The organism is Alkalihalobacillus sp. AL-G (genome assembly GCF_030643805.1).
In the GTDB taxonomy this organism is placed as follows: domain Bacteria; phylum Bacillota; class Bacilli; order Bacillales; family Fictibacillaceae; genus Pseudalkalibacillus.
In genome coordinates, this window is sequence record NZ_CP094656.1 from 3,537,229 (window position 1) to 3,562,737 (window position 25,509).

Below are 25,509 nucleotides of genomic sequence, written 5' to 3' on the forward strand. Positions count from 1 at the left end.
TAACCTCTTACCAAAGGAAAAGACTGCCTCCACTGAAGAGACAGTCCTTTTTCTATATTTACTTATTCACGTTATAAAATGCTTCTCCTGCTGCATATTGAGCTGCAAAATCAAGCTCATCCTCAATACGGAGCAACTGGTTGTATTTTGCAACACGGTCAGTTCGAGAAGGTGCACCTGTCTTGATTTGGCCCGCATTCGTCGCCACTGCGATGTCAGCGATCGTACTGTCTTCCGTTTCACCAGAACGATGTGAAATGACCGCTGTATAACCTGCACGCTTCGCCATTTCGATTGCATCGAACGTTTCGGTCAACGTTCCGATTTGGTTCACTTTAATCAAGATCGAGTTTCCGACACCACGCTGGATTCCTTCTGAAAGCTTCTCCGTGTTCGTTACGAATAGATCGTCACCGACAAGCTGTACGCGCTCACCGATAGCTGCGGTCAGCTTTTCCCAGCCGTCCCAATCGTTCTCGTCAAGACCATCCTCGATTGAAATGATCGGATACTTCGATGTTAGCTCTTCATACCAAGCAACCATTTCTTCAGAAGTCTTCGTTACGCCTTCCCCAGCCAAGTGGTATTTTCCATCCTTATAAAGTTCTGAGGAGGCTACATCAAGCGCAAGCTTCACCTGTTCGCCAGGCTTGTAACCTGCTTTTTCGATCGCTTCAAGAATCGTTGTGATCGCTTCTTCGTTCGAAGACAGGTCCGGCGCAAAGCCACCTTCATCACCGACAGCAGTGTTCAAGCCTTTTTCCTTCAATACTTTTTTAAGCGTATGGAAAATTTCTGCCCCGACACGAAGCGCTTCACGGAACGATTCAGCACCGACAGGCATAACCATGAATTCCTGAATATCAACATTGTTATCCGCATGCTCTCCACCGTTTAAAATGTTCATCATCGGTGTTGGCAGTGTTTTTGCATTGAATCCACCAAGGTAGTTGTAAAGGGACATACCGAGGTGATCGGCAGCCGCATGAGCGACAGCCATTGAAATACCTAAAATCGCATTCGCACCGAGCTTCCCTTTGTTTTCAGTGCCGTCCATTTCGATCAGTGTTTTATCAATCGCCACTTGATCCAAAGCGTCAAAGTAAACAAGCTCAGGAGCAATGATTTCGTTGATGTTGTTAACGGCGTTCAAGACACCCTTACCCATGTATCGATCCTTGTCCCCGTCTCGAAGCTCGACTGCCTCATACTCACCCGTTGAAGCACCACTCGGAACAAGCGCACGTCCCTGAGCTCCTGATTCAAGCCATACCTCTACTTCAACAGTTGGATTACCGCGAGAGTCCAATACTTCACGTGCATAAAGATTTACAATACTTGATGGCATAATTTGTTCATCTCCTTAGATTTTTATTGTGTGTTTAAAAAGTAGACGAATCAGAATTTCTTATAAGAAGTTCGACTAAATACGTTACGTCCTGTAACAACTTCGAACTGACTCACTTCGTGTGAGCCCAAGGCACGACAGTTTCGAGGCAGGCTACTTACTTGAAGACATCATTGCTGCCTTGCACCGAGGAAGCATAGCATCGATAGCATCAACTAGTTAGACGCAGGTGCACAATGATTTTCTTCTATGAACCATTCCAGCATCCTCGTAATACATGAGGACCGGAGAAACCGAGTAACGTAGAAATTCGCCGTTTATCATTTGGATACTTTTTAAACTTTCTTTATAAGTGTTTTTCCAGTCATCTCTTTCGGTTGCTTAGCTCTTAAAAGATCTAATATCGTAGGTGATAAATCAGCTAAAATTCCGTCTTCACGTAACTTCGCGTCCTTTTTCGTCACAATGACAGGTACGGGATTCGTCGTATGGGCTGTCATCGGGTTCCCATCCGGCGTAATCACTTCATCCGAGTTTCCATGGTCGGCTGTTATGATCGCGGCCCCGTCCTTTTTAAGTAGAAGATCAACGACTTTCCCAAGACATTCATCAACGGCTTCGATCGCCTTTACGGTCGGCTCAAGTTTGCCAGAGTGCCCGACCATGTCTGGATTGGCGAAATTTAAAATAATCACGTCATGCTTGTCCGCGTTGATTTCTTTTACGAGTGCATCGGTTACTTCATACACACTCATTTCCGGCTTTAGATCATAGGTTGCAACCTTAGGTGAATCAATCAAAATTCGCTCTTCACCAGGAAACTCCTTCTCGCGTCCGCCACTAAAGAAAAAGGTGACGTGCGGGTATTTTTCCGTTTCCGCAATTCGCAATTGGGTCAAGTTCTGCTGAGCAAGAACCTCGCCGAGTGTGTTATCAAGGTTTGCCGGCTTGAATGCGACTTCACCATCGACAGTTTCGCTAAAATGAGTGAGACAAACGAAATGAAGATCCTTCGGAAGCTTGTCTCCACGATCAAACCCACGGAAATCCTCATTCGTAAACACTTGTGAAATCTGGATTGCACGGTCAGGGCGGAAATTGAGGAAAATGATTGCATCGTCGTCCTCAATCGTCGCTACCGGTGAACCGTCCTCCTTCGTAATAACGGATGGGAGCACAAACTCATCATAGATTTCATTCTTGTAGGAATCCTCGACGACATCGATCGGATCCTTATAGGAAGGTCCGTCACCGTAAACCATTGCCCGGTACGAACGCTCAACCCGATCCCAGCGCTTATCACGGTCCATCGAATAATAGCGTCCTGAAATCGTTGCAATATCCCCAACACCCAATTCATCCATTTTTTCCTGGAGCGCTGTAATATACGCCTTCGCAGTCTGCGGTCCTACATCACGTCCATCAAGAAAGCCATGAACATATACTTTCTCAACATGTTCGCGAGCCGCGAGCTTCAACAACGCATACAGATGATCAATGTGACTATGGATGCCCCCGTCCGATAATAGACCGAAAACGTGGAGGGCTGAATCTTTCTTTTTTACATGATCCATCGCCTCATGAAACGTCTGGTTTTCATAAAACTCGCCTTCCTTGATCGAGAGGTTGACTCGAGTAAGACTCTGATAGACAACTCGCCCTGCACCGATATTCAAGTGCCCGACTTCAGAATTCCCCATTTGGCCGTCCGGTAGGCCGACCGCTTTTCCACTCGCTTCTAATTGCGCATGAGGAAACTCGTTCCAATAACGGTCAAAGTTCGGCTTGTTTGCTTGAGCGACCGCATTTCCCTTCGTTTCTCCTCGCATCGCGAACCCATCAAGAATGATGAGTGCGACTGGTTTTTTAGCCATTATTAACGACCTCCAGCAATTGTAAAAACGATTGCGGCTTAAGACTGGCACCACCGACTAACGCACCATCGATATCCGATTGGTTCATCAACTCTTCAATCGTTTCAGGCTTTACACTCCCGCCGTATTGAATCCGAACCTGCTTGGCCACATCCTTTGAAAATTGTTCTCCAATAACGGTACGGATATACGCACATACTTCATTTGCGTCTTCAGATGTCGCAGATTTACCGGTTCCAATCGCCCAAATCGGTTCATAAGCAACAACGACTTGTTTTACTTGTTCTTCAGACAGGCCGCTTAATCCTTGTTCGACCTGTGCCTTTACGACTGATTTCGTTTCTTTATTTTCACGTTGCTCAAGTGATTCACCGACACAAACAATCGGTACGAGATCATATTTGAAAGCGGCATGAACTTTTTTATTGACAGAGCCATTTGTTTCACCGAACATCTCACGGCGCTCAGAATGACCGAGAATGACGTACTCTACATCCAAGTCCTTTAATGCGTGCGGACTGGTCTCTCCAGTAAATGCACCGCTTTCTTCATAATGCATGTTTTGAGCCCCGATATGGAGCTTGGTCCCAGAAGTCTCGTCAACAAGTGCATTCAAAAATAACGCAGGGGCACAAACGACCGAATCAATCTTTTCTTCATCTGGAATAAGTCCGCTCACTTCTTTTACAAAGCTTTTCGCTTCTTCAAGCGTTTTGTGCATTTTCCAGTTTCCCGCGATAATCGGTTTGCGCATATCCTAGATCCACCCTTTCTATTTATCTTGTAGTGCTGTTACACCCGGAAGCTCTTTTCCTTCCATAAACTCTAACGAAGCTCCGCCACCTGTTGAAATGTGACTCATCTTGTCTGCAAGCTGAAACTTTTCAACAGCTGCTGCTGAATCACCACCTCCGATGACACTGTATGTATCGGTTGCATCCGCTAGTGCTTTTGCTACGGAAATCGTCCCGTTCGCAAAGGCATCGAACTCAAACACGCCCATTGGCCCGTTCCATATCACAAGCTTCGAACCTTCAATGACTGTTCTGTACTCATCTCGAGTAGCAGGACCTATGTCCAATGCTTCCCAATCAGACGGGATTTCATCAATGGGAACGACTTTCGTGTTTGCATCTTGAGAAAATTCATCTGCGACAACCGCATCTTTTGGTATATAAAATTTAACACCTTTTTGCTCGGCTTTTTCCATGAAGGATTTAGCGAGATCAATCTTATCTTCTTCTAACAAGGACTTCCCGATGTCATATCCGAGTGCTTTGACAAACGTATAAGCAAGACCGCCACCAATGATCAGGTTATCGACCTTATCAAGCAGGTTGTCGATCACCCCGATTTTATCCTTTACTTTGGCGCCACCGATGATTGCTGTAAATGGACGATCCGGATTAGACAGAGCTTTTCCAAGTACATCAAGCTCCTTCTCCATTAAAAGACCTGCAACACCAGGCAGGTGATGTGCGACCCCTTCTGTTGATGCATGTGCACGATGAGCGGCACCAAATGCATCGTTCACATAAAGATCAGCCATTTCTGCGAACGCTTTTGCGAGTTCAGGATCGTTCTTTTCTTCACCCGGTTCAAAGCGAACATTTTCGATCAGCAAAACGTCCCCATTCCCTAACCTTGAGATCGCTTCGTTTACTTCATCACCATGTACTTGATCGGTTTTAATGACCGCTTTGTTAAGCAGATTGCTCAAACGCTCTGCAACAGGATCTAGCCGAAGCTCATCAACCACTTCACCTTTAGGTCTGCCTAAATGGCTTGCTAAAATCACCTTTGCTCCATTTTCGGTCAAATGCTCGATTGTCGGAAGTGCAGCACGTATACGAGTGTCGTCCGTCACCTCTCCATCCTTCATCGGAACGTTGAAATCGACACGGCAAAAGACTTTTTTACCGTTCACGTCCACATCGTGCAACGTCTGTTTTTGCATGCGGAAAGCCTCCTTAATGATAAGTTTAAGTTTTTAAAATAATAGTTCAAAAAGTAGACAAATCAGAAAGATTAATATGAAGTTCGACTAAAGTCAACACGTCCTGTGATAACGTCGAACTGACTCACATCGTGTGAGCCCAAGGCACGACAGTTTTGAGGAAGGCTACTTGCTTGAAGACATCATTGCTGCCTTGCACCGAGGAAGCTTACATCGATAGCAACCACTAGTTAGACGCAGGTGCACAATGAATTTTCTTCACTGAACCATTCCAGCATCCTCGTAATACGTGAGGACCGGATAAACCGAGTACAAGAATAACCTACGGAAGCGGTACCTCGCACGAAGGAAAAGTGAACTTCTTTTTCAAGGAACGCAGAAATTTGCCGTTTATCAACTTTTTGAACTTCCTATATGCAATGGAAAGGAGGAGTAAAAAAACTCCCCCCTCAACATTCTATATAAACTTGATTGATTGGTACAGTTTTTCAGAGGAAAATCTGCCCTTGTTCTTTTTTTACAAACCTTTAGAAGCGATGAATGCAACGAGGTCGACAACACGGTGTGAATATCCACTTTCATTGTCATACCAAGAGATTGCTTTTACCATATTCCCTTCCATCACCATTGTAGAAAGTGCGTCTACTGTAGAGGAGTATGGACTGCCATTGTAATCGCGGGATACGAGCGGCTCTTCACTATATCCAAGAACCCCTTTCAAGTCACCTTCAGCAGCTTCCTTCATTGCTGCGTTCACTTCCTCAACCGTTACATCCTTATCAAGCTCGGCAACGAGATCAACGAGTGAAACGTTCGGAGTCGGTACACGCATTGCCATTCCGTTCAGCTTTCCTTCCAGCTCAGGAAGTACGAGTGATACCGCTTTTGCCGCACCTGTTGTCGTCGGAATGATGTTTTCGCCCGCTGCACGAGCACGACGATAATCCTTATGTGGAAGATCTAGAATTTGCTGGTCATTCGTGTAGGAGTGAACCGTCGTCATCATACCGCGCTTAATTCCGAATTTGTCATTCAATACTTTTGCTAGTGGCGCAAGACAGTTTGTTGTACAAGATGCATTTGAGATGACGTTGTGGCTTGCTGCATCGTACTTCTCTTCGTTGACACCAAGAACGACAGTGATGTCTTCATTTTTCGCCGGTGCAGAAATGACGACTTTCTTCGCACCTGCTTCAAGGTGTTTAGCCGCATCGTCACGTTGAGTAAAGCGTCCAGTCGATTCAACAACAACTTCTACACCTAAGTCACCCCAACCAAGCTGTGCAGGATCACGTTCGGAAAGCACTTTTACTTCTTTACCGTCTACAACAAGGTTATCTTCGTTTACCTCAACGGTTACATCCAATGTTCCATGAACCGTGTCATATTTTAAAAGATGTGCAAGCATGTTTGCATCCGTTAAATCGTTGACCGCGACCACTTCTACCTCAGGGTTGTTAAGTGCTGCGCGAAATACATTACGTCCAATACGTCCAAAACCGTTGATTCCTACTTTTGTTGCCATAAATAAAATTCCTCCTTGATTGAATGAGTTATGTTTGAATGTTTATCGTTTAAAGAGTTGACTGCTTATGTTTTTTGTACAAGACTTTTCGCTGCCCCTTCATCTGTTATTAAAATCTGACGCGGGCCACGTTTCATATAAGCTGCGATTGCATTTGCCTTACTGCTGCCACCGGCTACCGCAATAATCGACTTGTCATCGGTAAGATCATCGAGCTGCAAACCGACCGTCCTGACTTTGTGTACAATATTTCCGTCCTGGTTAAAATAGTAGCCAAACGCTTCGGCAACAGCATCGCTTGTCTGGATCTTTTCAAGGATTTCCTGCGAAGATTTCCGTCGGACCGCCATCGTCTCTGCTTCCCCAATCCCGTGTATGACGATTTCAGTGGATCGGATCACATCAAGAACTTCCTTGACCCCAGGCTCCTCGACCATCATTTGATACGATTCTTCACTTAACTGATCCGGAACATGGAGCAACCGGTACTCTCCAGATGCTTTTCGCGCCATAGTTGAACAAATTGTGTTTGCTTGATTTTCTACATTTTCGCCAAGACCACCTCTGGCAGGTACAAAAAGTGGTTGATTCTTTTTCGTGATCGGGGTCATCATTTCTGCAACAGCTGCCATGGTCGTACCGCCTGTCACAGCAATCGCTTTTTGTGATTTTAAAAGTGGCATCAGCCTTGAAATACAAGCCTTTCCCATCTCTTTTTGGACCCATGAATCCCGGTCGCTATCACCCGGAACAATAATTACGTCTACAAGTTTTAATTTTTCCCGTAATTGGTGTTCTAAAACATGGAGGCCGGAAACCTGCTTCATTACCTCTTCTAGCTCTAAAAGAACATGATTCCCTTCGTCGGTCAGTGTCATACCCTGAGGTGCAATTTTCAAAAGGCCTTGCTGATTTAAAAATTCAACCTCTGCACGTAATACACGCTCGGTTTGTTGAATGTTCGCAGCAAGACTCCTTCTTCCAACGGGCTGCAAGTGCCTGACATTTTGCAGAATTCGATAACGATTTTGCATAACATCAAGTAAATCAGGCAATAATTTGCGTTGTACATCAATAAACGTTTCCATCGCAACTCCCCTTTCAAATAGGGATAAATGTAGGGACGTTCTCTTTAATCGTCGTGTTGAAAAATTATGATGGACTATTTTCGTCCCGTATAGTCATATTATGTCCCGATTACCGCAAAAAAATAAACGACCTTTCAGTACGGTTCAAAAACAGTTCCTTATACAGTTATTATATTAGCAAGTCTTTTAATCCGCTTCAACTATTTTAACTGAAGTTTTGGAAGTAAGCGGTTTCGGAATGAATCCATTTCGATTAAACCATAATCGATGTCCACCCCATTCACCTGCACGACCGGGATCATCAACCCATAGGCCTCAAGCCACTTATCGTTCGAATAAATATCCCGTTCTTCGATCGTAAAATTATACTCCTCCTGAAGCTCCTCAAGAACCTGATACGCGTTATCACAGAGAGGACAATTTTTCTTCGTGTAAAATTGAACCGTAATCATAAAGTTCACCCTTTTCTTAATTCATGAATGAAAAGGCGACGAAGCTCCGTTTTTTCGCCTCATCGCCAGTTTCTAAACTAAAAGACTTTTTCGTTTTGAGGACGGAGGAATCCGTAGCTCTTCACGGTACTTCGCAACCGTTCGTCTCGAAATTTCGATCCCTTCCTCTTTCAACGCATCAGCAAGCTTTTGATCTGAGAGCGGCTTCCGTTTTTCCTCCCGCTCAATCAATCGCTTGATCCGGATCTTCACTTGGGTCGAAGACATATCCTCATTCTGATGCCCTTTATCGATTCGAGACGTAAACAATGACTTTAATGGAATTGCACCCTTTGGAGTTTGGAGCATCTTGTTTTTAACCGCACGACTGACAGTTGATTCATGAACGTCAATCGATTCAGCCACTTCCTTCAAAGTCATCGGACGTAAAGCTTCGAATCCATGATCAAAAAAGTCTCGCTGAGCCCGAAGCAAATACTCGCCCATCCTTCTCAGCGTTTGTCGGCGCTGATCCAAACTGTTTTTCAGCCAGTGATACTTTTGCAGCTGTTTTTCAAGATACGGACGTGCCTCTTTATTATGTTCAAGCATTCGAAAATACCGTTCATTAAGTATGATTTCCGGTACAAAATCCTCATTCAACCGAATCAACAAACGACCTCGTACATCCCTTTCAATAAAAAACTCCGGCTGTACCCACTCAGATGTTCCCCTTGAAAATTCCGCACATGGCCTCGGATTTAACGAACGGATCAACTGTTCAGCTTGCTTCAGTTCCTCCATCGATACATTCAGCTGTTTCGTAAGCTGCAGCCATTTCTTATCCGCCAATTCCTCCAAATGATCGGTAATAATCGTGCGTGCTATTGGTAAATCAAATCCCTTGGCCTCATATTGAAGCAATAGACATTCTGAAAGAGAGCGAGCTCCAACCCCCACCGGCTCAAACGTCTGGATCCGCTCTAAAGCTGTAACTGCCTCTGTTTCCGAAATGTCCAGCTCATCCTTTAAACACTCTAACGAGCAGTCTAGGAAACCGTCTTCGTTCAAGCAAAAAATCATATATTCAGTAAGCGACCTCTCTTCACTGCTCAGTTTTAAAAACGAAAGCTGCTCCAAAAGGTAAGATTGCAACGAATCATCGTCCGATTTTATAAAGTTGATCGGATTCACATCATTGTCAGCATCATAATCCCAAGTGCTTTGATCCGTCCGTGCTGAAGACAATGCCTCTGTCCCCTTGGGCTCAATGACCGATTCCCTCAATTCAACCAATGGATTTTCGACCGCTTGTTGTTCAATAAATTGTGATAATTCTAACACCGGGTACTGTAAAATCGTTATGGCCTGTCGTAATTCTTGTGTCATCACAAGCTTCATCGATTGAGTTTGAAAAAGACCTAACTCCATAACAATACCTCCCTACCTCCATCTTACTAAAATGTATGCGTTTTATCACCTTGAAAAATTTTCAAAGCATTGTAGGGATATAAAAAAGTGATTTTTCACCCAAGTTTTTTGATCCGAACGTATTTTTGAACTTTTGCATGTATAATTCAAAGATTTTAAAACATTACTCTATATAAATAACGATTTAAAATGCAATTTAAGTGAGAAAGTTGAAAATATCCATAAGTCTAAGTACTTTCTAGAGAGACATCAATACCTTTTCTTCATCCTTAAACATTAATTCGGCCACGGAACTCGATAATTCGGCCACGCATAGTAAAAAGGACCTTAAAAACAATGGATTATTTAAAATTCTAGACCACTTTTTCTTTACAGTAGTTATGCAAACCTCGAACATTGAAGGTCAATCTTTGAAAACATATTTTGTTGATGTTTGGACAATACTATACGCCATAAATGTAATTCAAAGGATGGGTTTTCAGTGCCTAAAATTTTATCTGTTCCGTTTTCGGAGAATAATATGAATCAAACAGTGAGTTGGATAAATGAGAGAATTCAAAAATCCCTCCCCACTTTCATTGTGACGGCAAACCCGGAAATCGTTATGCAAGCTAAGAATGATTCCAGTTTTTACGAAGTGATCTCTTCTTCGGATATGATTACACCGGATGGTATCGGGATTGTTTATGCGTCTAAAATATTAGGTCATTCATTGAAAGAGAGGGTAGCGGGATATGATATGCTGCATGCCCTGCTACAGTACAGAGAGAGTACAGGCCAGTCTACAAAGCTGTTTTTGCTCGGAAGCACACAGAATGTTGTCGAAAATGCGGGTGAGAATTTAGCGAAACAGTATCGGCACGTTCAGGTCATGGGTATACATCACGGATTCTTCAAAAAGGAGTCAGACGAGGAAAGGTTAATCGTAGAACGTATTTCGCGTGAGAAACCCGACCTTCTACTCGTCGGCATTGGCAGCCCGAAACAAGAGGAATTTATCCATAGGTATAGAAATGAACTAAGCGCAAGCGTCATGATCGGTATCGGAGGCAGTTTCGATATTCTATCCGGCCGTATCTGCAGGGCACCTGCTCTATTTCGAAGGTTAGGATTAGAATGGTTTTACCGCTTGCTCTGTGACCCTAGGAGGATTAAAAGGCAAATGGTCTTGCCTGTTTTTGTGTTTCTAGTGCTCATGGAAAGAGTGCTGCATAGCAGTACTACTGTAGAGGCGAAGTCGACGAAGTAAATAGTTCATATGAGCATTGAGTCCATCTCTTCAACGGTTGGAATTTGATGGCCAGGAAATCTGCATAACAGGCTCAGTCAACTGTTCGTTGAATACCGACATCCCTGTTTCCATCCCTCAAAAATATTGCTACACATTGATATCTTGGTTCCTCTTTATCGCACCACCCAAAGTCTGTCTTATTTGAATAAATTTCCATATTTTTGTCGATAAAATAAATATACATACCATTGTTTAAACACTTTCTGTAATTAGGTAACTTTAGGCAGTAGGATGTGCTAACAGTTTTGATTAACAAAAATTCAAGTAAAAGGTTGGGAAATATTTATGGTTGACGTATCATGGATTTTTAAAACAATGAAGTTTAATAAAAATCGACCTTTTGACTATAACGCTGACGGATATTACGTAGTTGATGGCAAACTGAGCAATAAAGCAAATAAAATGAAAGTATCCGTGGTGACACCGGTTTATAATGCTGAAAAGTATTTAAGGAAAACGATAGACTCTGTAATCAACCAAACAATAGGATTTAAAAACGTTGAGTACCTCTTAGTTGATGACTGTTCGACTGATTCATCAAGAGATATTTTGTTAGAATACTCTTCCAAGTACGAGAACATCATTCCCGTCTTTTTAAAATGCAATACGGGAACACCTGGCCAGCCACGTAACCTCGGTATTCAACTATCTACCTCCAAATACATAACCTTCCTAGATGCGGATGATTGGCTTGAAGAAAATGGCTTAAAAACCTTGTATGACATTTTAGAGGAAACAGGAGATGATTACGCCGTCGGGAGAACGATCCAACTAAAATCAAACGGTTCCAAAATTGTAGGGGAGCATGAATCATGTAAAGAACGCAGAAATGTTTCACCCTACTCGATTCCCCATATCTTTCAACATTTAGGGCCACGAGCGAGGATGGTACGAGCCAACATCATTAAGGATAATCAAATTGTGTTTCCAGAAATGAAATTTGCAGAGGATAAACAGTTTTTCATGGACGTTTTGATCAATTGCGATAAGATTTCAACAACAAAAGCACCGATTTATAATTTGAACAGACTCGACGATAATAATGGTTCTTTAACAAAACAAACGAATATTATGCAAAAAACAGATAGCAATATAAAAGTGATCCATTATATCATCAATAAAAATTTGGAACCAGAGAAAGAAAAAATGATCTTGAATCGCTTATACGAGTTTGATTCGATTACAAGATTGTTCAATACTGGCCATTTTCAAAAAACGAAGCTGAAAAAGCTTTATTACAATAAATTCAACGAGATACTGAAAACAACGAATGGTTTACGCTACGAATTCTCAGAGAACTTTTTTAACCCGCTGAATAAAGTAGCTTACGAGCTCTTTAAGGAAGGGAAGACAAAGCAGCTGGAGAAGCTCTTTGAGTGGGAAAAAAAAGAGAAGGTAAAAAATGTCTTGATTAAAGACAACCTCCCTTACTATGTAGCCCCGTTCCTAGAAGAGAAATACCGAAACATCCGGGTGCCGATGCTGGCGATTTTTAAAGAGGACCGGTTTTACGATCATAAATATTATCTTGAATTCATGGTGTACGGTGACTATGTCGATCAAATAACCGATGTCATTATCAGGGACCGGGAAGATGTGAATCTGGAGTATTCGATTCCTGTTCAGGTAGATAGGGGCGGGCATGGAAAGCTGGAAGTAGACCTTGAGATATTGAATCAACTGCCATCGTCGAGCTATGCAATGTTTCTGCGATACAATGACTACAACAAAATCAATATTAGAAAAATCAATGAAAACCAAATTGAATATCAAAATCGGGATTACATCTTTTATACTACCATCCACTCGAATGTCGGACTAAAAGTAAAATAACAAAAAAGACGAACTGGCCAATATGCCGGTTCGCCTTTTTAGTTGCGGAAAATCTCCTTTACAACTTTACTCGCCGAATCTCCATACTCTAAATAACAAAACCTTTCATAAAATGAATCAAATCGTGGAGATAGTGGAAATCCATCCTCTTCCATCTGTTTAACTGTTCGAATGACTTCTTCCGTCGTCTTTACCAACGGGCCGGGTGCTTCCTGTTCAAAGTCAAAATAAAACCCGCGAAGGTTATGCCGGTACTGCTCGATGTCGTCTACATAAAAAATCATTGGCCGCTTTAAGTTGCCATAATCAAAAAAGACCGATGAATAGTCTGTTATCAAGATATCTGCCATCAAATATAATTCACGGATGTCTTCATGATCGGAGAAATCGTAGGCAAAGCCTTCGTAAGGCGATAAATCGAGATTTTCTGAAACCAAATAGTGAAGACGAAAAAGCATGACGAAATCCTCGCCTAATTTCTCCTTCATCAAATCAAGATCCAACGTTATATCAAAGCGATATTTGCCTTTAGAGTAAAATTGATTGTCTCGCCAAGTAGGAGCATATAAGATCACCCTTTTATTCATCGGGATACCATAATCTGTCCGCAACCTGCCGATGGTTTCCTCATTATTGTGCTGGCATATGAAATCATTCCGTGGATATCCGGTTTCTAACACTTTTTTATCAAATTGAAAGGCCCTTCGGAAGATTTCAGTTGAATAAGCATTAGGGGAAATTAAATAATCCCAATTTTTTGCTTCTTTAATGAAATTTGTTTTATATTTTTCAGCAGTTGTCCCAGGTATATGAACTTCATCCATATCCGCTGCCAGCCGTTTTAATGGAGTTCCATGCCATGTCTGAAAATAGATGGTATGTTTTGGTTTGGGCAGCCATAAAGGCATTCTGCTGTTCGTTACCCAATAACGTGCACGAGGCATGATCAAAAGCCACTTGACGGAAAATTTACGGATGATCTTTAGATTCTTACCCTGAAAGTTATGTAGATATTTCTTATCGACACTCCAATATAATTTATACGGATAATGTTTTTCCTGTAAATACTCATATATTGCACGTGGATTATCACTAAACTGCTTTCCATGAAAACTTTCAAAAACAATGAGTTTTTTATTTGCAGGCAAGGTCCCGATCCAAGAAAAGGCCTTTTTGTAAAGTTCTCTTACAAGAGAGTGCCTTTTAATAAAGAGGAGCTTTTCCTTAACTTTTACTTTTATATCATTCTTAAAATCATATTGATCCACTATAATTTTCAAGTGTCTCGCCTTAAGCGTTCTGTTTATCGAGATACGTTTCTTTTTACCATTGACTTTCTTGACTATTGATTTGTTTTTGAATGCAGGAGATTTAAGCTTGATCGGATATGTTTCGGCTGTCACGTTCCTATTGCCCTCGGAATAAGTGATTTGAATCCAAGCTTTTAACGTGATCGCTTCGCTTTTACTCGTAAGTATAGCTTTTAGAGGTATCAGAGCCTCAAAGCCTATTGGGTGAAAATTGTCATCCTCGTGTCTATATGTTTTCAATTCATTTTCTCGGGCGCCGATTTTCAAAGGCATTTTGAATGTATATTCGTGATCATTTGTAGAAAGCACCAATGTTTGTTTTAGATTGGCAGGCAGCGCCAGCCACGAAGGGTTAACCACATACCCTTTTATCCCAAGATTCTCTTTATTCGTAAAATCAATGTGTTCTACCTTCGTAATAAAACCGAGTAAATCTGATTTAAACGAAACATTTCCATAATTTGTTGTAAACGGTGTCAACATTTTACCGTCATTGACAAAGAACAACAACTCTAAATCCATAAAATTGCTGCTTAATCGGATTCTTTCACGGGAGTCATTGATTGCAAAGGTCACATAAACATCCCAGTCTTTTCCCTCAATCAATAGTTGATGCAAATCCATTACCGTTAAACATGCTTCATATGTGTTTCCGCTTTTATTAGATAGCAAATACTCTTTCTTTTTTGTTGTGTATCGTTCAACAAAAAGCAAAGCCAAGTCATTCTGATCAATTGAGGGCAATTGAGGAATGCCAACCTGAATGTATAAGCAATTATTCTGATAGTATATACAATCCAAATGGCATTTTTCGCACAAATGTTTTGTTCTCTTCAAAATGGTTTCCCCTAATATAAAAAATTTCTTCCATTTTCAGTATTTACCGACTGTACAAATGTATACGCTTGACCGCACTTTTATCGGATTCGAATGTTTTGTGGGAGTATTAAAAACCCTCTCATCATTTTGGATCGGGCAGATTAATCATTGTAATATGTTTCTAAAGTGGAATATCGACATTTCTAGAATAAAAAATAGAATTTAACCCTATAATTACTAAAGAAAAACGTATCCTATTCCCATGAAAAGGAGGTCTTGCGTATGAAAAGGATATTGACATACGGAACCTATGATCTACTCCATTTCGGGCATATCAATTTACTGAAACGTGCAAAAGAATTAGGGGATCACCTAATCGTCGGCCTTTCCACTGACGAATTCAATAAAGGGAAAAATAAACAAGCCTATCATAGCTTTGAAGATAGAAAAATGATTTTAGAATCAATCAGCTTTGTTGACCAGGTCATTCCTGAAAACAGCTGGAACCAGAAAATTGATGATGTTATCAAACATGATATTGATATTTTTGTCATGGGGGATGATTGGGGAGGGCGTTTCGATTTTCTCACGAAATACTGTGAAGTAATTTACCTGCCAAGGACAATTGGTATCTCAACTTCAAAAATCAAAAATGATTTGAAGGTAGCAGAAAATGGTTAGGGAGCTAGCCATTTTTCTTTTTCTTCTTCTCTTCAAGTGTGTGTTTTTTCTTTTTAGCCTTTTGCCACTCAGGGAAAAGACGACATTTGTTGTTAGCTTAGGTGATAACAGTAAATACGTTCTTGATGAAATGCAGCGACAAAACATTCAGATTCCAGTCGTAGTGCTGTGTAAGAAAAACAGTATGAGCCTTTTCAAGGACTATAAGGGCATTGATCTGTTTCCCTTTCAAACATCTAACATTTTTCACTGGTCCTGGTTAAAATCAATTTATCATTTAGCAACGTCCCTCTATATCATGGTGGATAATTACTATGGTTTTCTAGCCGCTGTCCACTTCAAAAAAGGAGTCCAATGCATTCAATTATGGCATGCCTCGGGAACATTGAAGAAGTTTGGACTGGAAGATGGATCGATAAAATATAGAAGTCCAAAAGCCAAAAAGCGGTTTTTACAGGTTTACAGCAATTTTGGTAAGGTTGTGGTCGGCTCGGATGTGATGGCTGCTATTTTCATCAAATCATTCAACCTGAAAAAAGAGCAAATTTTAACGACAGGCATTCCGAGGACAGATTTCTTTTTTAATGAAAAAGCAGTACAAAATGCACGGCGGAAATTCGCTCTTCAACATCCTGAAAAGAGAAATAAAAAAGTGATCTTGTATGCTCCTACATACCGTGACCATGAATTGGATCATTTTGAGCTTAAGCTTGATATTGGAAAAATGGCTGAAAAGCTGGGTGATGATTATGTTCTGTTTCTTCGCTTACACCCTGCCATTCAGAATACGACTATACTTACTGAACAATATTCGGATTTCATTGTTGATGTTTTTTCTGGCCAATATGATCTTAATGAACTGCTTGTTGCTGCTGATTATTTGATAACGGATTATTCATCAATTGTAGTCGAATTTTCGATTTTGCAAAAACCGATGATCTTCTTCACTTATGATTTTGAGGAATATAAACGATCCCGAGGCGTTATAGAGGAATTTGAAAAGAATCTGCCTGGTCCAATTGTGAGAGATACTGATTCAATCATTGAATTAATACATAGCAATGATTTTGATCTTGATGCTATTAAAAGTTATTCCGAAACATGGAACAAGTATTCTAAAGGACGCTCAAGCTATCAATTAGTTCAATATATGTTTCCCGAAAAAAGCATGAAAGAAAGAATAAGCTACTTCCGTTAACTCCGCTTCGAGAGGCACAAATGCTCGAAGCATTCTTTTTATATTGTTTATTTTTGGCAATAATGTATAAGGATCAGGGTTATCAATTGTTTAAAGGAAGGACACTCTTTTAATATGAAGTCACTCATTACGATTGTCAGGGAGCAAATTCGTTCCTTCTATCTGATTCTGAGACTCTCTGCCTTTGAAATGAAAAGTGCAAACACCAACAATTATTTGGGCAGGCTTTGGGAAATCTTAAACCCGATGATTCAACTTGGTATTTACTGGCTTGTGTTCGGGATTGGTGTCCGTGGAGGCCAGGAGATTACAATGGAGAATGGTGTCCAAGTTCCTTTTTTCATTTGGTTGGTAACCGGGATGATTGTTTGGTTTTTTGTGAATCCAGCTATATCAAAGTCCTCCAAATCAATCTATTCCAGACTTCAATTGATTGCTAAAATAAGCTTTCCGATGAGTGCAATACCATCATTTGTCATTATGGCTAATTTCTATACCCATGTAATGCTGGTTACGGTTGTAACGGTTTTTTTACAATTTACCGACTATAGGCTATCCGTCTATTTCATCCAGCTGCCATACTTCATGCTGGCAACGTTACTCTTCTTGTTAGCTGTTGCACTGGTAACATCAACTCTTACTACAATTATCCGTGATGTACAGCAAATCGTTCAGTCTGTGTTAAGAATGTTGTTATATTTAACTCCGCTTCTGTGGCATACAGATCAATTAATGCTTAACGGAGTAGATTTAACATTTCTGTTAAAGCTGAATCCACTATATTACCTTGTTGAGGGATACAGGGCTTCATTACTGGGAACGACATGGTATATTGTTAAATACCCTGAATACACACTTTATTTTTGGATCGTAATTCTTTTTACCCTTCTATTGGGTTCTGCTTTACATTTGAAATTCAGAAATCGATTTGTTGATTTCTTATAATTGGATGTGAAACGTAATGAGTGAATCGGTTGTCGTTCAAAATGTTTTTAAAAAATATAAAATGCACACATCACCGAAAGAAAAGCTGTTGGATGTTCTTTTGCCTGGAGGCTATGGAGAAGACTTTTATGCACTTCAAGATATTTCGTTTACCGCAAACCGAGGGGATGTAATCGGACTCATCGGCATGAATGGTTCTGGAAAATCAACACTTTCCAATATCATTGGCGGCGTCATCCCACCTACTTCTGGTACGGTGAAGACAATTGGACAGACTTCGATCATTGCCATCTCATCAGGACTTAATAAGCATTTGACCGGCAGGGAAAATATTGAATTGAAGTGCTTGATGCTTGGTTTCAGCAAGAAAGAAATACAAGAGATGGAAGCTGATATCATTGAGTTTGCTGATATTGGAAAGTTTATCGATCAACCAGTTAAAAAGTTCTCAAGTGGTATGAAATCCCGACTTGGTTATGCGATCTCCGTGACGGTTAACCCTGATGTTCTAATTATCGATGAAGCACTTTCCGTAGGTGATCAAGTATTTGCCCAGAAATCTAAAAACAAAATGTTTGAGTTTAAAGAAAAGGGCAAAACGATTTTCTTTGTCAGCCACTCGATGGGACAGATCAAGGAGTTTTGTGAAAAAGCGATTTGGCTCGATTATGGTGAAATGAAAAGCTTTGGTCCTGTTGAAGAAATCATCCCGGAATATGAAAAATTCTTAAAGCAACACAAGACGATGACAATGGAAGAACAGAAAAAATTCCGCGAAGAAGTCATGAAGAAGCAAAGCGGCTTAGCTGCGATAAAGTGATGAAGACAATCAAAAATCCTAAGATAATACACGAGGCAGCTTTTCATTTAGTTTCGAAAAGTCCTTCTAAATACGTTTTTACTTCAGATCGTAAATCTTCTCTTTTCAGGGCAAAATCTACCGTTGCCTTAATAAACCCGACTTTATCACCAACATCATAGCGTTGTCCTTGAAATTCATAGGCTAAAATTGGTTGTGCCTGATTGAGCTGAATGAGTCCATCAGTTAATTGTATTTCTCCACTGTTACCAGGAGGCAGCTTTTCCAGAATAGTAAAGATGTCAGGCTGTAAAATATATCTTCCCTTAATGGCGTAATTGGATGGTGCTCGATGAATCTGTGGTTTTTCTACCAGTGTTTCAACTGGGATTACATTCGGTTCAATAGCGTCGCTTTTAGGCTTTATAATTCCGTACTTTGATACCTCTTCATCTTGTACTTGCTGAACTCCGACCACAGAGGAGTTATACCGTTCATATATGTTAATCAATTGTTTCAAGCATGGTTCTGTGGAGTCTACAATGTCATCTCCAAGCAAAACAGCGAAAGGTTCATCCCCTATAAATTTACTCGCACAATAAATTGCGTGCCCTAATCCTTTTGGCTCTTGTTGACGAATATAATGAATGTTGGCCATTTCGGAGATTCGCCGCAGCTCTTCCAATAATTCAATTTTATTTCGCTTTGCCAACGTTTCTTCCAATTCATAGGATTTATCAAAGTGATCCTCAATTGACCGTTTACTGCGTCCGCTTATAATGATGATGTCCTCAATACCGGATGCTACAGCTTCTTCTACGATATATTGGATCGCCGGCTTATCGACGATCGGCAGCATTTCCTTCGGCTGAGCTTTTGTAGCAGGTAAAAATCGAGTGCCTAGGCCTGCAGCCGGTATGATCGCTTTACGAATTTTAAAAATGACGTCACCCCCATAGATCAAAAGATTATGACTTTAAATCCCAGTCTTTATAATTGTATTTAAATAAAGAGTTAATCATGTATTATTTTATCAGTATGGTGCATACGGTTTAAAACACCTGCCAAACCTTCACAGAATCTTATCGACCTATGAACACTTTATCCAAAAACCATTGCAACCGAATGACAAAAAAGAGAACTCACAAGGAGGTGTTCCATATAACACCTAAAACAATTATGTGCATTTTCGGCACCCGGCCTGAAGCCATTAAAATGTCTCCAGTGATAAAAGAGATACGAAAATATCCGGAATGGTTTGATGTAAACGTCGTGGTGACGGGCCAACACAAGGAACAACTTTTTCAAGTATTGAATCATTTCGACATTCAACCGGACATTGATTTGAATTTAATGGCCGAAAATCAGACGCTATCTTCCTTTACTTCCCTTGCGATCAATGAATTGGATAATGTTCTGAATGAAAAAAAGCCAGATTTGGTTTTGGTACACGGAGACACACAAACAACTTTATGTGGGGCATTCGTTGCTTTCTTACATAGAGTTCCGATTGGTCATGTTGAAGCCGGCCTTCGTTCATACAAAAAGTACTCGCCTTGGCCTGAAGAAATAAACCGGAAAATGGTTGATGTTGTAACGGATCTATTATTTACACCTACCATGAATAACCGGGAAAACTTACTTGCAGAAGGATATCAACCTGAACAGATTTTTGTAACCGGGCAAACCGCAATAGATGCTGCAATTTTAACCTACCAACAGGATCATACATTCGAAGATCCTTTTTTTAATCGATTTGATTTTAAAAGAAAGAAAATGATAACCGTAACGTTTCATCGGAGAGAGAATTATGGGAGCCCGATAAAAAACATATTTTTATCGATACGTAAGATTGTGGAGAACCATCCAAATGTCACCATCGTTTTTCCAGTCCATCTGAATCCAAGGGTTCGTGAATATATCGATGAAATCCTAGCAGGACATTGCCGTATTATTCTTCTTGACCCACTCGCATACCCCGACATGATAAATTTACTAGCTCGATCAGATTTAATCATAACTGATTCCGGCGGGCTTCAGGAAGAAGCTGTCCTTTTTCAAAAACCCCTTATTATAACAAGAGATTCAACCGAGCGACCGGAAGCGATCGCCGACGGTGTTGGATATCTTGCCGGAACTGATCAAAAAAAGATTTACAATCTAACGAAAGGGGTTTTGACGGGGCCAAATACATTTAATAAAACAATTAATTATGATAAGAATCCATTTGGTGATGGAAATGCTTCAAAGCGAATAGTAAGTGTCATAACCCATTATTTTGATTTTACATCAGAATTACCGATTGAGTTCTCAGATAAAAACTTAATAATGGATTTATAGCTTTCTATTCGAAAGAAAAAACGCAAGTGATTTCATTTGTGAAATCGCCTGCGTTTTTTTGTTTGAATCATACTATGTGTTCTCGAAATAGAACCTGTACCATCCCCTGCTAGTTTATCGGTAGGATCCCCGCATAGTCCGTGAAATAGCCTTCTGCTGGGTAGGCTGGGATGTCGTACCAGTGGTCTGGATCAACTTCGTGAACTTCTTCTGTTGCAATTCCTGTCAGCAGTGCTTTTAACGCAAGATAGTTCTGTTTCGTCAAGTAACCGTTCGACTTCTGTCCGAGGCTGCCTTCTCTCGTATTCCCTTTCGTCTCAAAGAAGATTGCTGGGTTGCTGTGCCCATCTGGGTTCAGATTATTGTAGTTCAGCCCCATCATCATCGCTGAGACAACTCCGCCTCTAATGTCGATATAATACTTTCCTCCACCGACCTGGTATTGATCGATGCGCGTGTATCCGTACTTTGTCAACGAATCATAGACATACCCCTGCATTTGCTTCGTCACCTTGTTGTAGTAGCCGTTTTCCAAGCTAGGAAGTGTCGGTCCATCTGGTGCAAGTGAGATTCCCAAGGAAAAACTAGTAGCCTCGTTCGTTCCGTAAACCGTTTTAAAACCTTGATGGTGCAGGTCAACTGCAAAGTCCGGCTTGACGTCCGCCCAGTACGCATAAACGACCTTTGATTCATTCGCTTTGAAACCATCAAGTGTCCAGCCTCGGTTCAAGTCGATATAAGCGTCGTCACTGACTGGTTCGCCATTTTCGTCCATGAGCAGAGTGCCCCGAGTATTCATGATGCTTCCGTCTGGATTGTACATCGGAATCACATAAAGTGTCAGCTCATCAAGCAGTGTTTGTACATCTGGTCCACCGGATGATGCTAACGTTTTTAAAAGCTGCATGACTGCCTCTGTTGTCAGCTTCTCATCACCATGTATTTGAGCTTGAACCCAAACCTTCGTATCACCATGACCTACTTTTGCAACATAAATGCTGTTCCCTTGTTCGGATTTACCGTAGTCATCAAGGGTTGTGACTTCGAATTCGGCTTTGCTTCGTTTTTCCAAAGCATATAGCTGTTCGACCATTTCCTCATAGGTCATAATACTGCTGATCGTATCATTGCCGTTTGTGGATGGTCCGCCAGGCTTCGTGTTCCCTTCTGCAAAAGCCACACTGCTGAACATCATGCACATAATCGCAAGCAATACGATTCCTCGTACAATTTGTTTCATCATAAAACCTCCTGTCGTATTTTCCTTAATGATTTTACTTCGAGAATCGAAATATATATACACCATTCTCATTTTGGTGGCATGATTCCTTTGAAAAAGACATAAACAGGAGGGATTGGCTATGATTTCGACAAGAAAAAACATGCGGTCTTTATTAATCAGGTAGTTGGTAGCAGGAATTTATACGGATAAAAGTTCGTGTCTTAACACATTTCTAAAAAAGTGTGGAAAGGCTGGGTCAATTATTTTTATCAGTATCTAGCTCCGTATATGGGGTTTCATGCCTGTATCCTCACGTATTTCAATTTAATCGCAAGGTCGATTGGAAACCTTTCCTTCAAGTAAATCGTCATTAAGAGTGTACTATTTTTTGGGATGTGTCCAACGAGCCGTGTTCAAACTGGAAAATACTTTCGATTAATGCCGAGATCGACCGTTTGTGGTATAATTCATTGTCAGTATTACCTTTGAGTTAACTGCAAAAGTGGATGTTATGACTTTATACCGTCTTTTTCAAGCATCCGTTTTCGAATACTTCTACCTATAAAGTAATGGTGGTGTTTAAATGGCTTCACGAATCGACCGCAGAAAGCAAAAAAGCGGAAAACGAAAAGTACTTAAACGTACTCTTATGATTATATCGGTCTTATTTTTTTCACTAGTAGGATATGTTGGTTGGCAATACTATTCAGGTCTGAATCAGGCAAAGCCCTCAAAAGCATTGGAAACGGACTATGAATTCAATGCTCCTGAACAAAAGGTTGAGGGGAAATACAATGTTTTGATGTTAGGTGTCGATGCCCGGGAAGGTGAGGAACACTCCCGTACGGATACGATCATGATTGCCCAGTATGACACGGATACAGAAAAAGCTAAACTCGTTTCGATCATGCGTGATTCTTACGTAGAAATTCCAGGCTACGGGATGAACAAGATCAATGCTGCCTTCTTCCATGGCGGCCCTGAGCTTTTACGGAAGACGATCAAACAAAACTTCGGCGTAGACGTGCACTATTATGCAATTGTCGACTTTAAAGGATTTGAGCAAATTGTCGATACGATCGCTCCGAATGGGATTGAGATCGATGTCGAAAAGCACATGTCCTACAATATCGGGGTCTCTCTTGAACCAGGCCTACAGAGGCTGAATGGCAAGGAATTGCTTGGGTATGCAAGGTTCCGTCACGATTTACGTGGTGATTTTACAAGGGTAGAACGCCAGCAAAAGGTTATCTCGAAGGTTAAGGACGAATTTACAAGCCTTTACGGAGTTTCTAAGCTTCCGAAGGTAATTGGAACGGTCCAACCGTATATTGATACAAACATGAAGACATGGACTGCAATCGGCATTGCGAAGGACATCATGTTGAATAAAGGTGACATCGAAACGATGAAAATCCCTGTCAAAAATGGATTTTCAGAAACCTCTGTTCCAAGAGCAGGGGCGATCCTCCAGCTTGATTTTGAGGAAAACAGCCAGGCATTGCAAGAGTTTTTAGGTGCAAAGACTTCGCAATACACGAGCAATGCAGGTGCCAATGAAGCTGCAGAACAAAATAATTAGAAACGATGAAAGAGAGCTACCCGCTCGGGGTGGCTCTCTTTGTATGGGGATGATTTCTTATGGATTTTTACGAAAGGAAAAAGAAATTCAGGTTTAAATCTCATAATTGCGGGAAAGATGATATGATGTATACATATGCTAAATACATAATAGAAACTGGTCATCATGCTTAAAAAACGGGTCCAAAAAACTTCAGATTTGTAGAGCCTTAAAGTTTGACCTATATTGACCTATTGAGTAAGATGAAATTAAGCCGTAAAGCACTTATGGAAAAAGGAGGATTTATGAAATGAACTTAATCCCAACAGTAATTGAACAAACGAACCGCGGGGAACGTGCCTATGATATATATTCCCGCCTGTTAAAAGACCGCATCATCATGCTTGGTAGCGCAATTGATGACAACGTAGCGAACTCGATTGTTGCTCAGCTATTATTCCTTGCTGCTGAAGATCCTGAGAAGGACATTTCCCTATACATCAACAGTCCAGGTGGCTCGATCACTGCGGGAATGGCGATCTTTGACACAATGCAATTCATCAAGCCGAAGGTAAGCACGATCTGTATCGGAATGGCTGCTTCTATGGGAGCGTTTCTACTGACTGCAGGTGAGCCTGGCAAGCGTTATGCATTGCCGAACAGTGAGGTCATGATTCACCAACCACTTGGCGGAACACAAGGTCAAGCTTCGGATATCGAAATTCATGCACGCCGTATCATCGAAATGCGTGAAAAGATCAACAAAATCATTTCTGAACGTTCTGGACAGCCGATCGATGTGGTTGAACGAGACACTGACCGCGACAACTTCATGAGTGCCGAACGAGCGAAGGAATATGGCTTGATCGATGATGTTCTTCAACAACCTACAGATGTAAAAGCTAAGTAGCATAATACGTTACAAAATAAGAACAAAGGCTGACTCAGTCGTTGTGACCCTTCATTTTACTAGACGGATCATTGATTTCCCGTCTTTAAAATAGAAGAAGCACAACCCGAGTCAGCCTTTTTTTTACACGTTAAGAAAGCATAAAGTACTTTCTATAGTATAAGCGCAAGGGTCTTTAGGTCATCCTTTAGGGCTAAGGCTTGGCGCTAGCCAAGTTTTCTTTATCGCTGGAATTGCTTCTCGATCGTTTTTCACTTGCAAAAAATCATTCACCATGCGGTCGCCTCCTTCCACGTTCGCACATAAACTAGTGGAAGAAAGGAGGTTTCAAAGGTGAAGATCGCATTATTGCTTATCCTGATTGCACTGCTTACCATACCTGTTTTGGATTTAACTACTGATCTGGAAACACATGAAAATGGGGAACAATCGCCTAATGAACAGCATTCAGATGATGGAGGAACGGTAGATACCGATAGCTCAAATTTAGATGGAGAAAGTGACGACAGCGACGACCCTCAATCGGATGGGAAAACAGACCCGACCAACATTGAAAATGAAGCTTTTAAAATCACGTCCCCGTTACCTAATCAAAAGGTTTCCGATTCGTTTATCTTTAAAGGAGAGGCGAGGGTTTTCGAGGCAAACTTCCAATACGAGCTTTTAGATGGGGAAACAGTACTCGAACATGGAATTGTTACCGCATCCGAAGGCGCACCTGGATGGGGTTCATTTGAGAAGGACATCCAATTGTCCAGCAAACCTGAAGGACCTCTCGTTTTAAAAGTGTTTGTCGATAGTCCAAAAGACGGCTCAGAAATCAATGTTCTTAAAATCCCTCTCAAAACGGACTAATCGGAAATCAGGCATGAAAAAACAGAGCTGACGCAGCGATTCACTCTTGACCATCCACTTTCAAGGGGGGAGGGGTAAGGAGTAACGATCA

Annotated in this window: 21 protein-coding genes; 10 read left to right on the plus strand and 11 right to left on the minus strand. The window is 41.2% G+C overall.

Features of this window, described 5'->3' with window-relative positions; genetic code table 11:
• Positions 1–58: 58 nt before the first annotated feature.
• The 8 genes from eno to rpoN all read right to left on the minus strand — a co-directional run bounded on the left by eno (position 59) and on the right by rpoN (position 9,654).
• On the minus strand, positions 59–1,348 hold the full coding sequence (eno, locus tag MOJ78_RS18100) for a phosphopyruvate hydratase (RefSeq protein ID WP_304978722.1): 1,290 nt from the start codon (positions 1,346–1,348) through the stop codon (positions 59–61).
• Between the two features lie 335 nt (positions 1,349–1,683).
• Complete coding sequence (gene gpmI / locus MOJ78_RS18105; protein WP_304978723.1) at positions 1,684–3,222, minus strand: 2,3-bisphosphoglycerate-independent phosphoglycerate mutase; 1,539 nt, start codon at positions 3,220–3,222, stop codon at positions 1,684–1,686.
• Positions 3,215–3,976 (minus strand): triose-phosphate isomerase, encoded by a 762-nt coding sequence (gene tpiA / locus MOJ78_RS18110; protein ID WP_304978724.1) that lies wholly within the window; start codon positions 3,974–3,976, stop codon positions 3,215–3,217. The genes gpmI and tpiA overlap by 8 nt, the downstream gene beginning before the upstream one ends.
• 18 nt (positions 3,977–3,994) lie before the next feature.
• Positions 3,995–5,179 carry a phosphoglycerate kinase gene (gene pgk / locus MOJ78_RS18115; RefSeq protein ID WP_304978725.1) on the minus strand — a complete coding sequence of 395 codons (1,185 nt, stop codon included), beginning with the start codon at positions 5,177–5,179 and terminating at the stop codon, positions 3,995–3,997.
• Positions 5,180–5,696: 517 nt separating this feature from the next.
• Positions 5,697–6,704 (minus strand): type I glyceraldehyde-3-phosphate dehydrogenase, encoded by a 1,008-nt coding sequence (gap, locus tag MOJ78_RS18120; protein ID WP_304978726.1) that lies wholly within the window; start codon positions 6,702–6,704, stop codon positions 5,697–5,699.
• Positions 6,705–6,769: 65 nt separating this feature from the next.
• Entirely contained in the window at positions 6,770–7,792 is a 1,023-nt protein-coding gene (locus MOJ78_RS18125; protein ID WP_304978727.1) for a sugar-binding transcriptional regulator, read from the minus strand.
• 200 nt (positions 7,793–7,992) lie between these two features.
• A complete protein-coding gene (locus tag MOJ78_RS18130) occupies positions 7,993–8,244 on the minus strand; it encodes a glutaredoxin family protein (protein WP_370529740.1) in 252 nt (83 codons plus the stop codon).
• A 72-nt stretch (positions 8,245–8,316) separates the two neighbouring features.
• Positions 8,317–9,654 carry an RNA polymerase factor sigma-54 gene (rpoN, locus tag MOJ78_RS18135; RefSeq protein ID WP_304978728.1) on the minus strand — a complete coding sequence of 446 codons (1,338 nt, stop codon included), beginning with the start codon at positions 9,652–9,654 and terminating at the stop codon, positions 8,317–8,319.
• Between the two features lie 520 nt (positions 9,655–10,174).
• Between rpoN and MOJ78_RS18140 the strand changes: the two genes are divergently transcribed.
• Both MOJ78_RS18140 and MOJ78_RS18145 read left to right on the plus strand, forming a co-directional pair.
• Positions 10,175–10,903: a WecB/TagA/CpsF family glycosyltransferase gene (locus tag MOJ78_RS18140; protein WP_304978729.1), complete on the plus strand. Its 729-nt coding sequence runs from the start codon at positions 10,175–10,177 to the stop codon at positions 10,901–10,903.
• Between the two features lie 357 nt (positions 10,904–11,260).
• Positions 11,261–12,778 carry a glycosyltransferase family 2 protein gene (locus MOJ78_RS18145; protein ID WP_304978730.1) on the plus strand — a complete coding sequence of 506 codons (1,518 nt, stop codon included), beginning with the start codon at positions 11,261–11,263 and terminating at the stop codon, positions 12,776–12,778.
• 38 nt (positions 12,779–12,816) lie between these two features.
• Here the strand turns inward: MOJ78_RS18145 and MOJ78_RS18150 are convergent, their stop codons facing one another.
• Positions 12,817–14,925 (minus strand): CDP-glycerol glycerophosphotransferase family protein, encoded by a 2,109-nt coding sequence (locus tag MOJ78_RS18150; protein WP_304978731.1) that lies wholly within the window; start codon positions 14,923–14,925, stop codon positions 12,817–12,819.
• Positions 14,926–15,189: 264 nt separating this feature from the next.
• Here MOJ78_RS18150 and tagD point away from each other — a divergent pair, with 264 nt between their 5' ends.
• The 4 genes from tagD (at position 15,190) to tagH (ending at position 18,551) form a co-directional block, all read left to right on the plus strand.
• Positions 15,190–15,588, plus strand: coding sequence for a glycerol-3-phosphate cytidylyltransferase (tagD, locus tag MOJ78_RS18155; protein WP_304978732.1), 399 nt, complete (start codon positions 15,190–15,192; stop codon positions 15,586–15,588).
• Positions 15,581–16,786, plus strand: coding sequence for a CDP-glycerol glycerophosphotransferase family protein (locus MOJ78_RS18160; RefSeq protein WP_304978733.1), 1,206 nt, complete (start codon positions 15,581–15,583; stop codon positions 16,784–16,786). The genes tagD and MOJ78_RS18160 overlap by 8 nt, the downstream gene beginning before the upstream one ends.
• Before the next feature lie 114 nt (positions 16,787–16,900).
• The gene (locus MOJ78_RS18165; protein ID WP_304978734.1) at positions 16,901–17,731 is read left to right on the plus strand and encodes an ABC transporter permease; all 831 of its coding nucleotides are present in this window, start codon (positions 16,901–16,903) and stop codon (positions 17,729–17,731) included.
• 16 nt (positions 17,732–17,747) lie between these two features.
• A complete protein-coding gene (gene tagH / locus MOJ78_RS18170) occupies positions 17,748–18,551 on the plus strand; it encodes a teichoic acids export ABC transporter ATP-binding subunit TagH (RefSeq protein WP_304978735.1) in 804 nt (267 codons plus the stop codon).
• A gap of 43 nt (positions 18,552–18,594) precedes the next feature.
• Here tagH and galU read toward each other — a convergent pair whose 3' ends face one another.
• The gene (gene galU / locus MOJ78_RS18175) at positions 18,595–19,494 is read right to left on the minus strand and encodes a UTP--glucose-1-phosphate uridylyltransferase GalU (RefSeq protein ID WP_304978736.1); all 900 of its coding nucleotides are present in this window, start codon (positions 19,492–19,494) and stop codon (positions 18,595–18,597) included.
• 215 nt (positions 19,495–19,709) lie between these two features.
• Between galU and wecB the strand changes: the two genes are divergently transcribed.
• A complete protein-coding gene (gene wecB / locus MOJ78_RS18180; RefSeq protein ID WP_304981304.1) occupies positions 19,710–20,870 on the plus strand; it encodes a non-hydrolyzing UDP-N-acetylglucosamine 2-epimerase in 1,161 nt (386 codons plus the stop codon).
• A gap of 109 nt (positions 20,871–20,979) precedes the next feature.
• Here wecB and MOJ78_RS18185 read toward each other — a convergent pair whose 3' ends face one another.
• Positions 20,980–22,110, minus strand: coding sequence for a M14 family zinc carboxypeptidase (locus tag MOJ78_RS18185; protein ID WP_304978737.1), 1,131 nt, complete (start codon positions 22,108–22,110; stop codon positions 20,980–20,982).
• A gap of 565 nt (positions 22,111–22,675) precedes the next feature.
• Here MOJ78_RS18185 and MOJ78_RS18190 point away from each other — a divergent pair.
• From MOJ78_RS18190 to MOJ78_RS18200, 3 genes are all read left to right on the plus strand, one after another.
• Positions 22,676–23,674, plus strand: a complete 999-nt coding sequence (locus tag MOJ78_RS18190; RefSeq protein WP_304978738.1) for an LCP family protein — start codon at positions 22,676–22,678, stop codon at positions 23,672–23,674.
• Between the two features lie 289 nt (positions 23,675–23,963).
• Positions 23,964–24,563: an ATP-dependent Clp endopeptidase proteolytic subunit ClpP gene (gene clpP, locus MOJ78_RS18195; RefSeq protein ID WP_304978739.1), complete on the plus strand. Its 600-nt coding sequence runs from the start codon at positions 23,964–23,966 to the stop codon at positions 24,561–24,563.
• A gap of 333 nt (positions 24,564–24,896) precedes the next feature.
• Positions 24,897–25,418: a Gmad2 immunoglobulin-like domain-containing protein gene (locus MOJ78_RS18200; protein ID WP_304978740.1), complete on the plus strand. Its 522-nt coding sequence runs from the start codon at positions 24,897–24,899 to the stop codon at positions 25,416–25,418.
• Positions 25,419–25,509 lie beyond the last annotated feature (91 nt).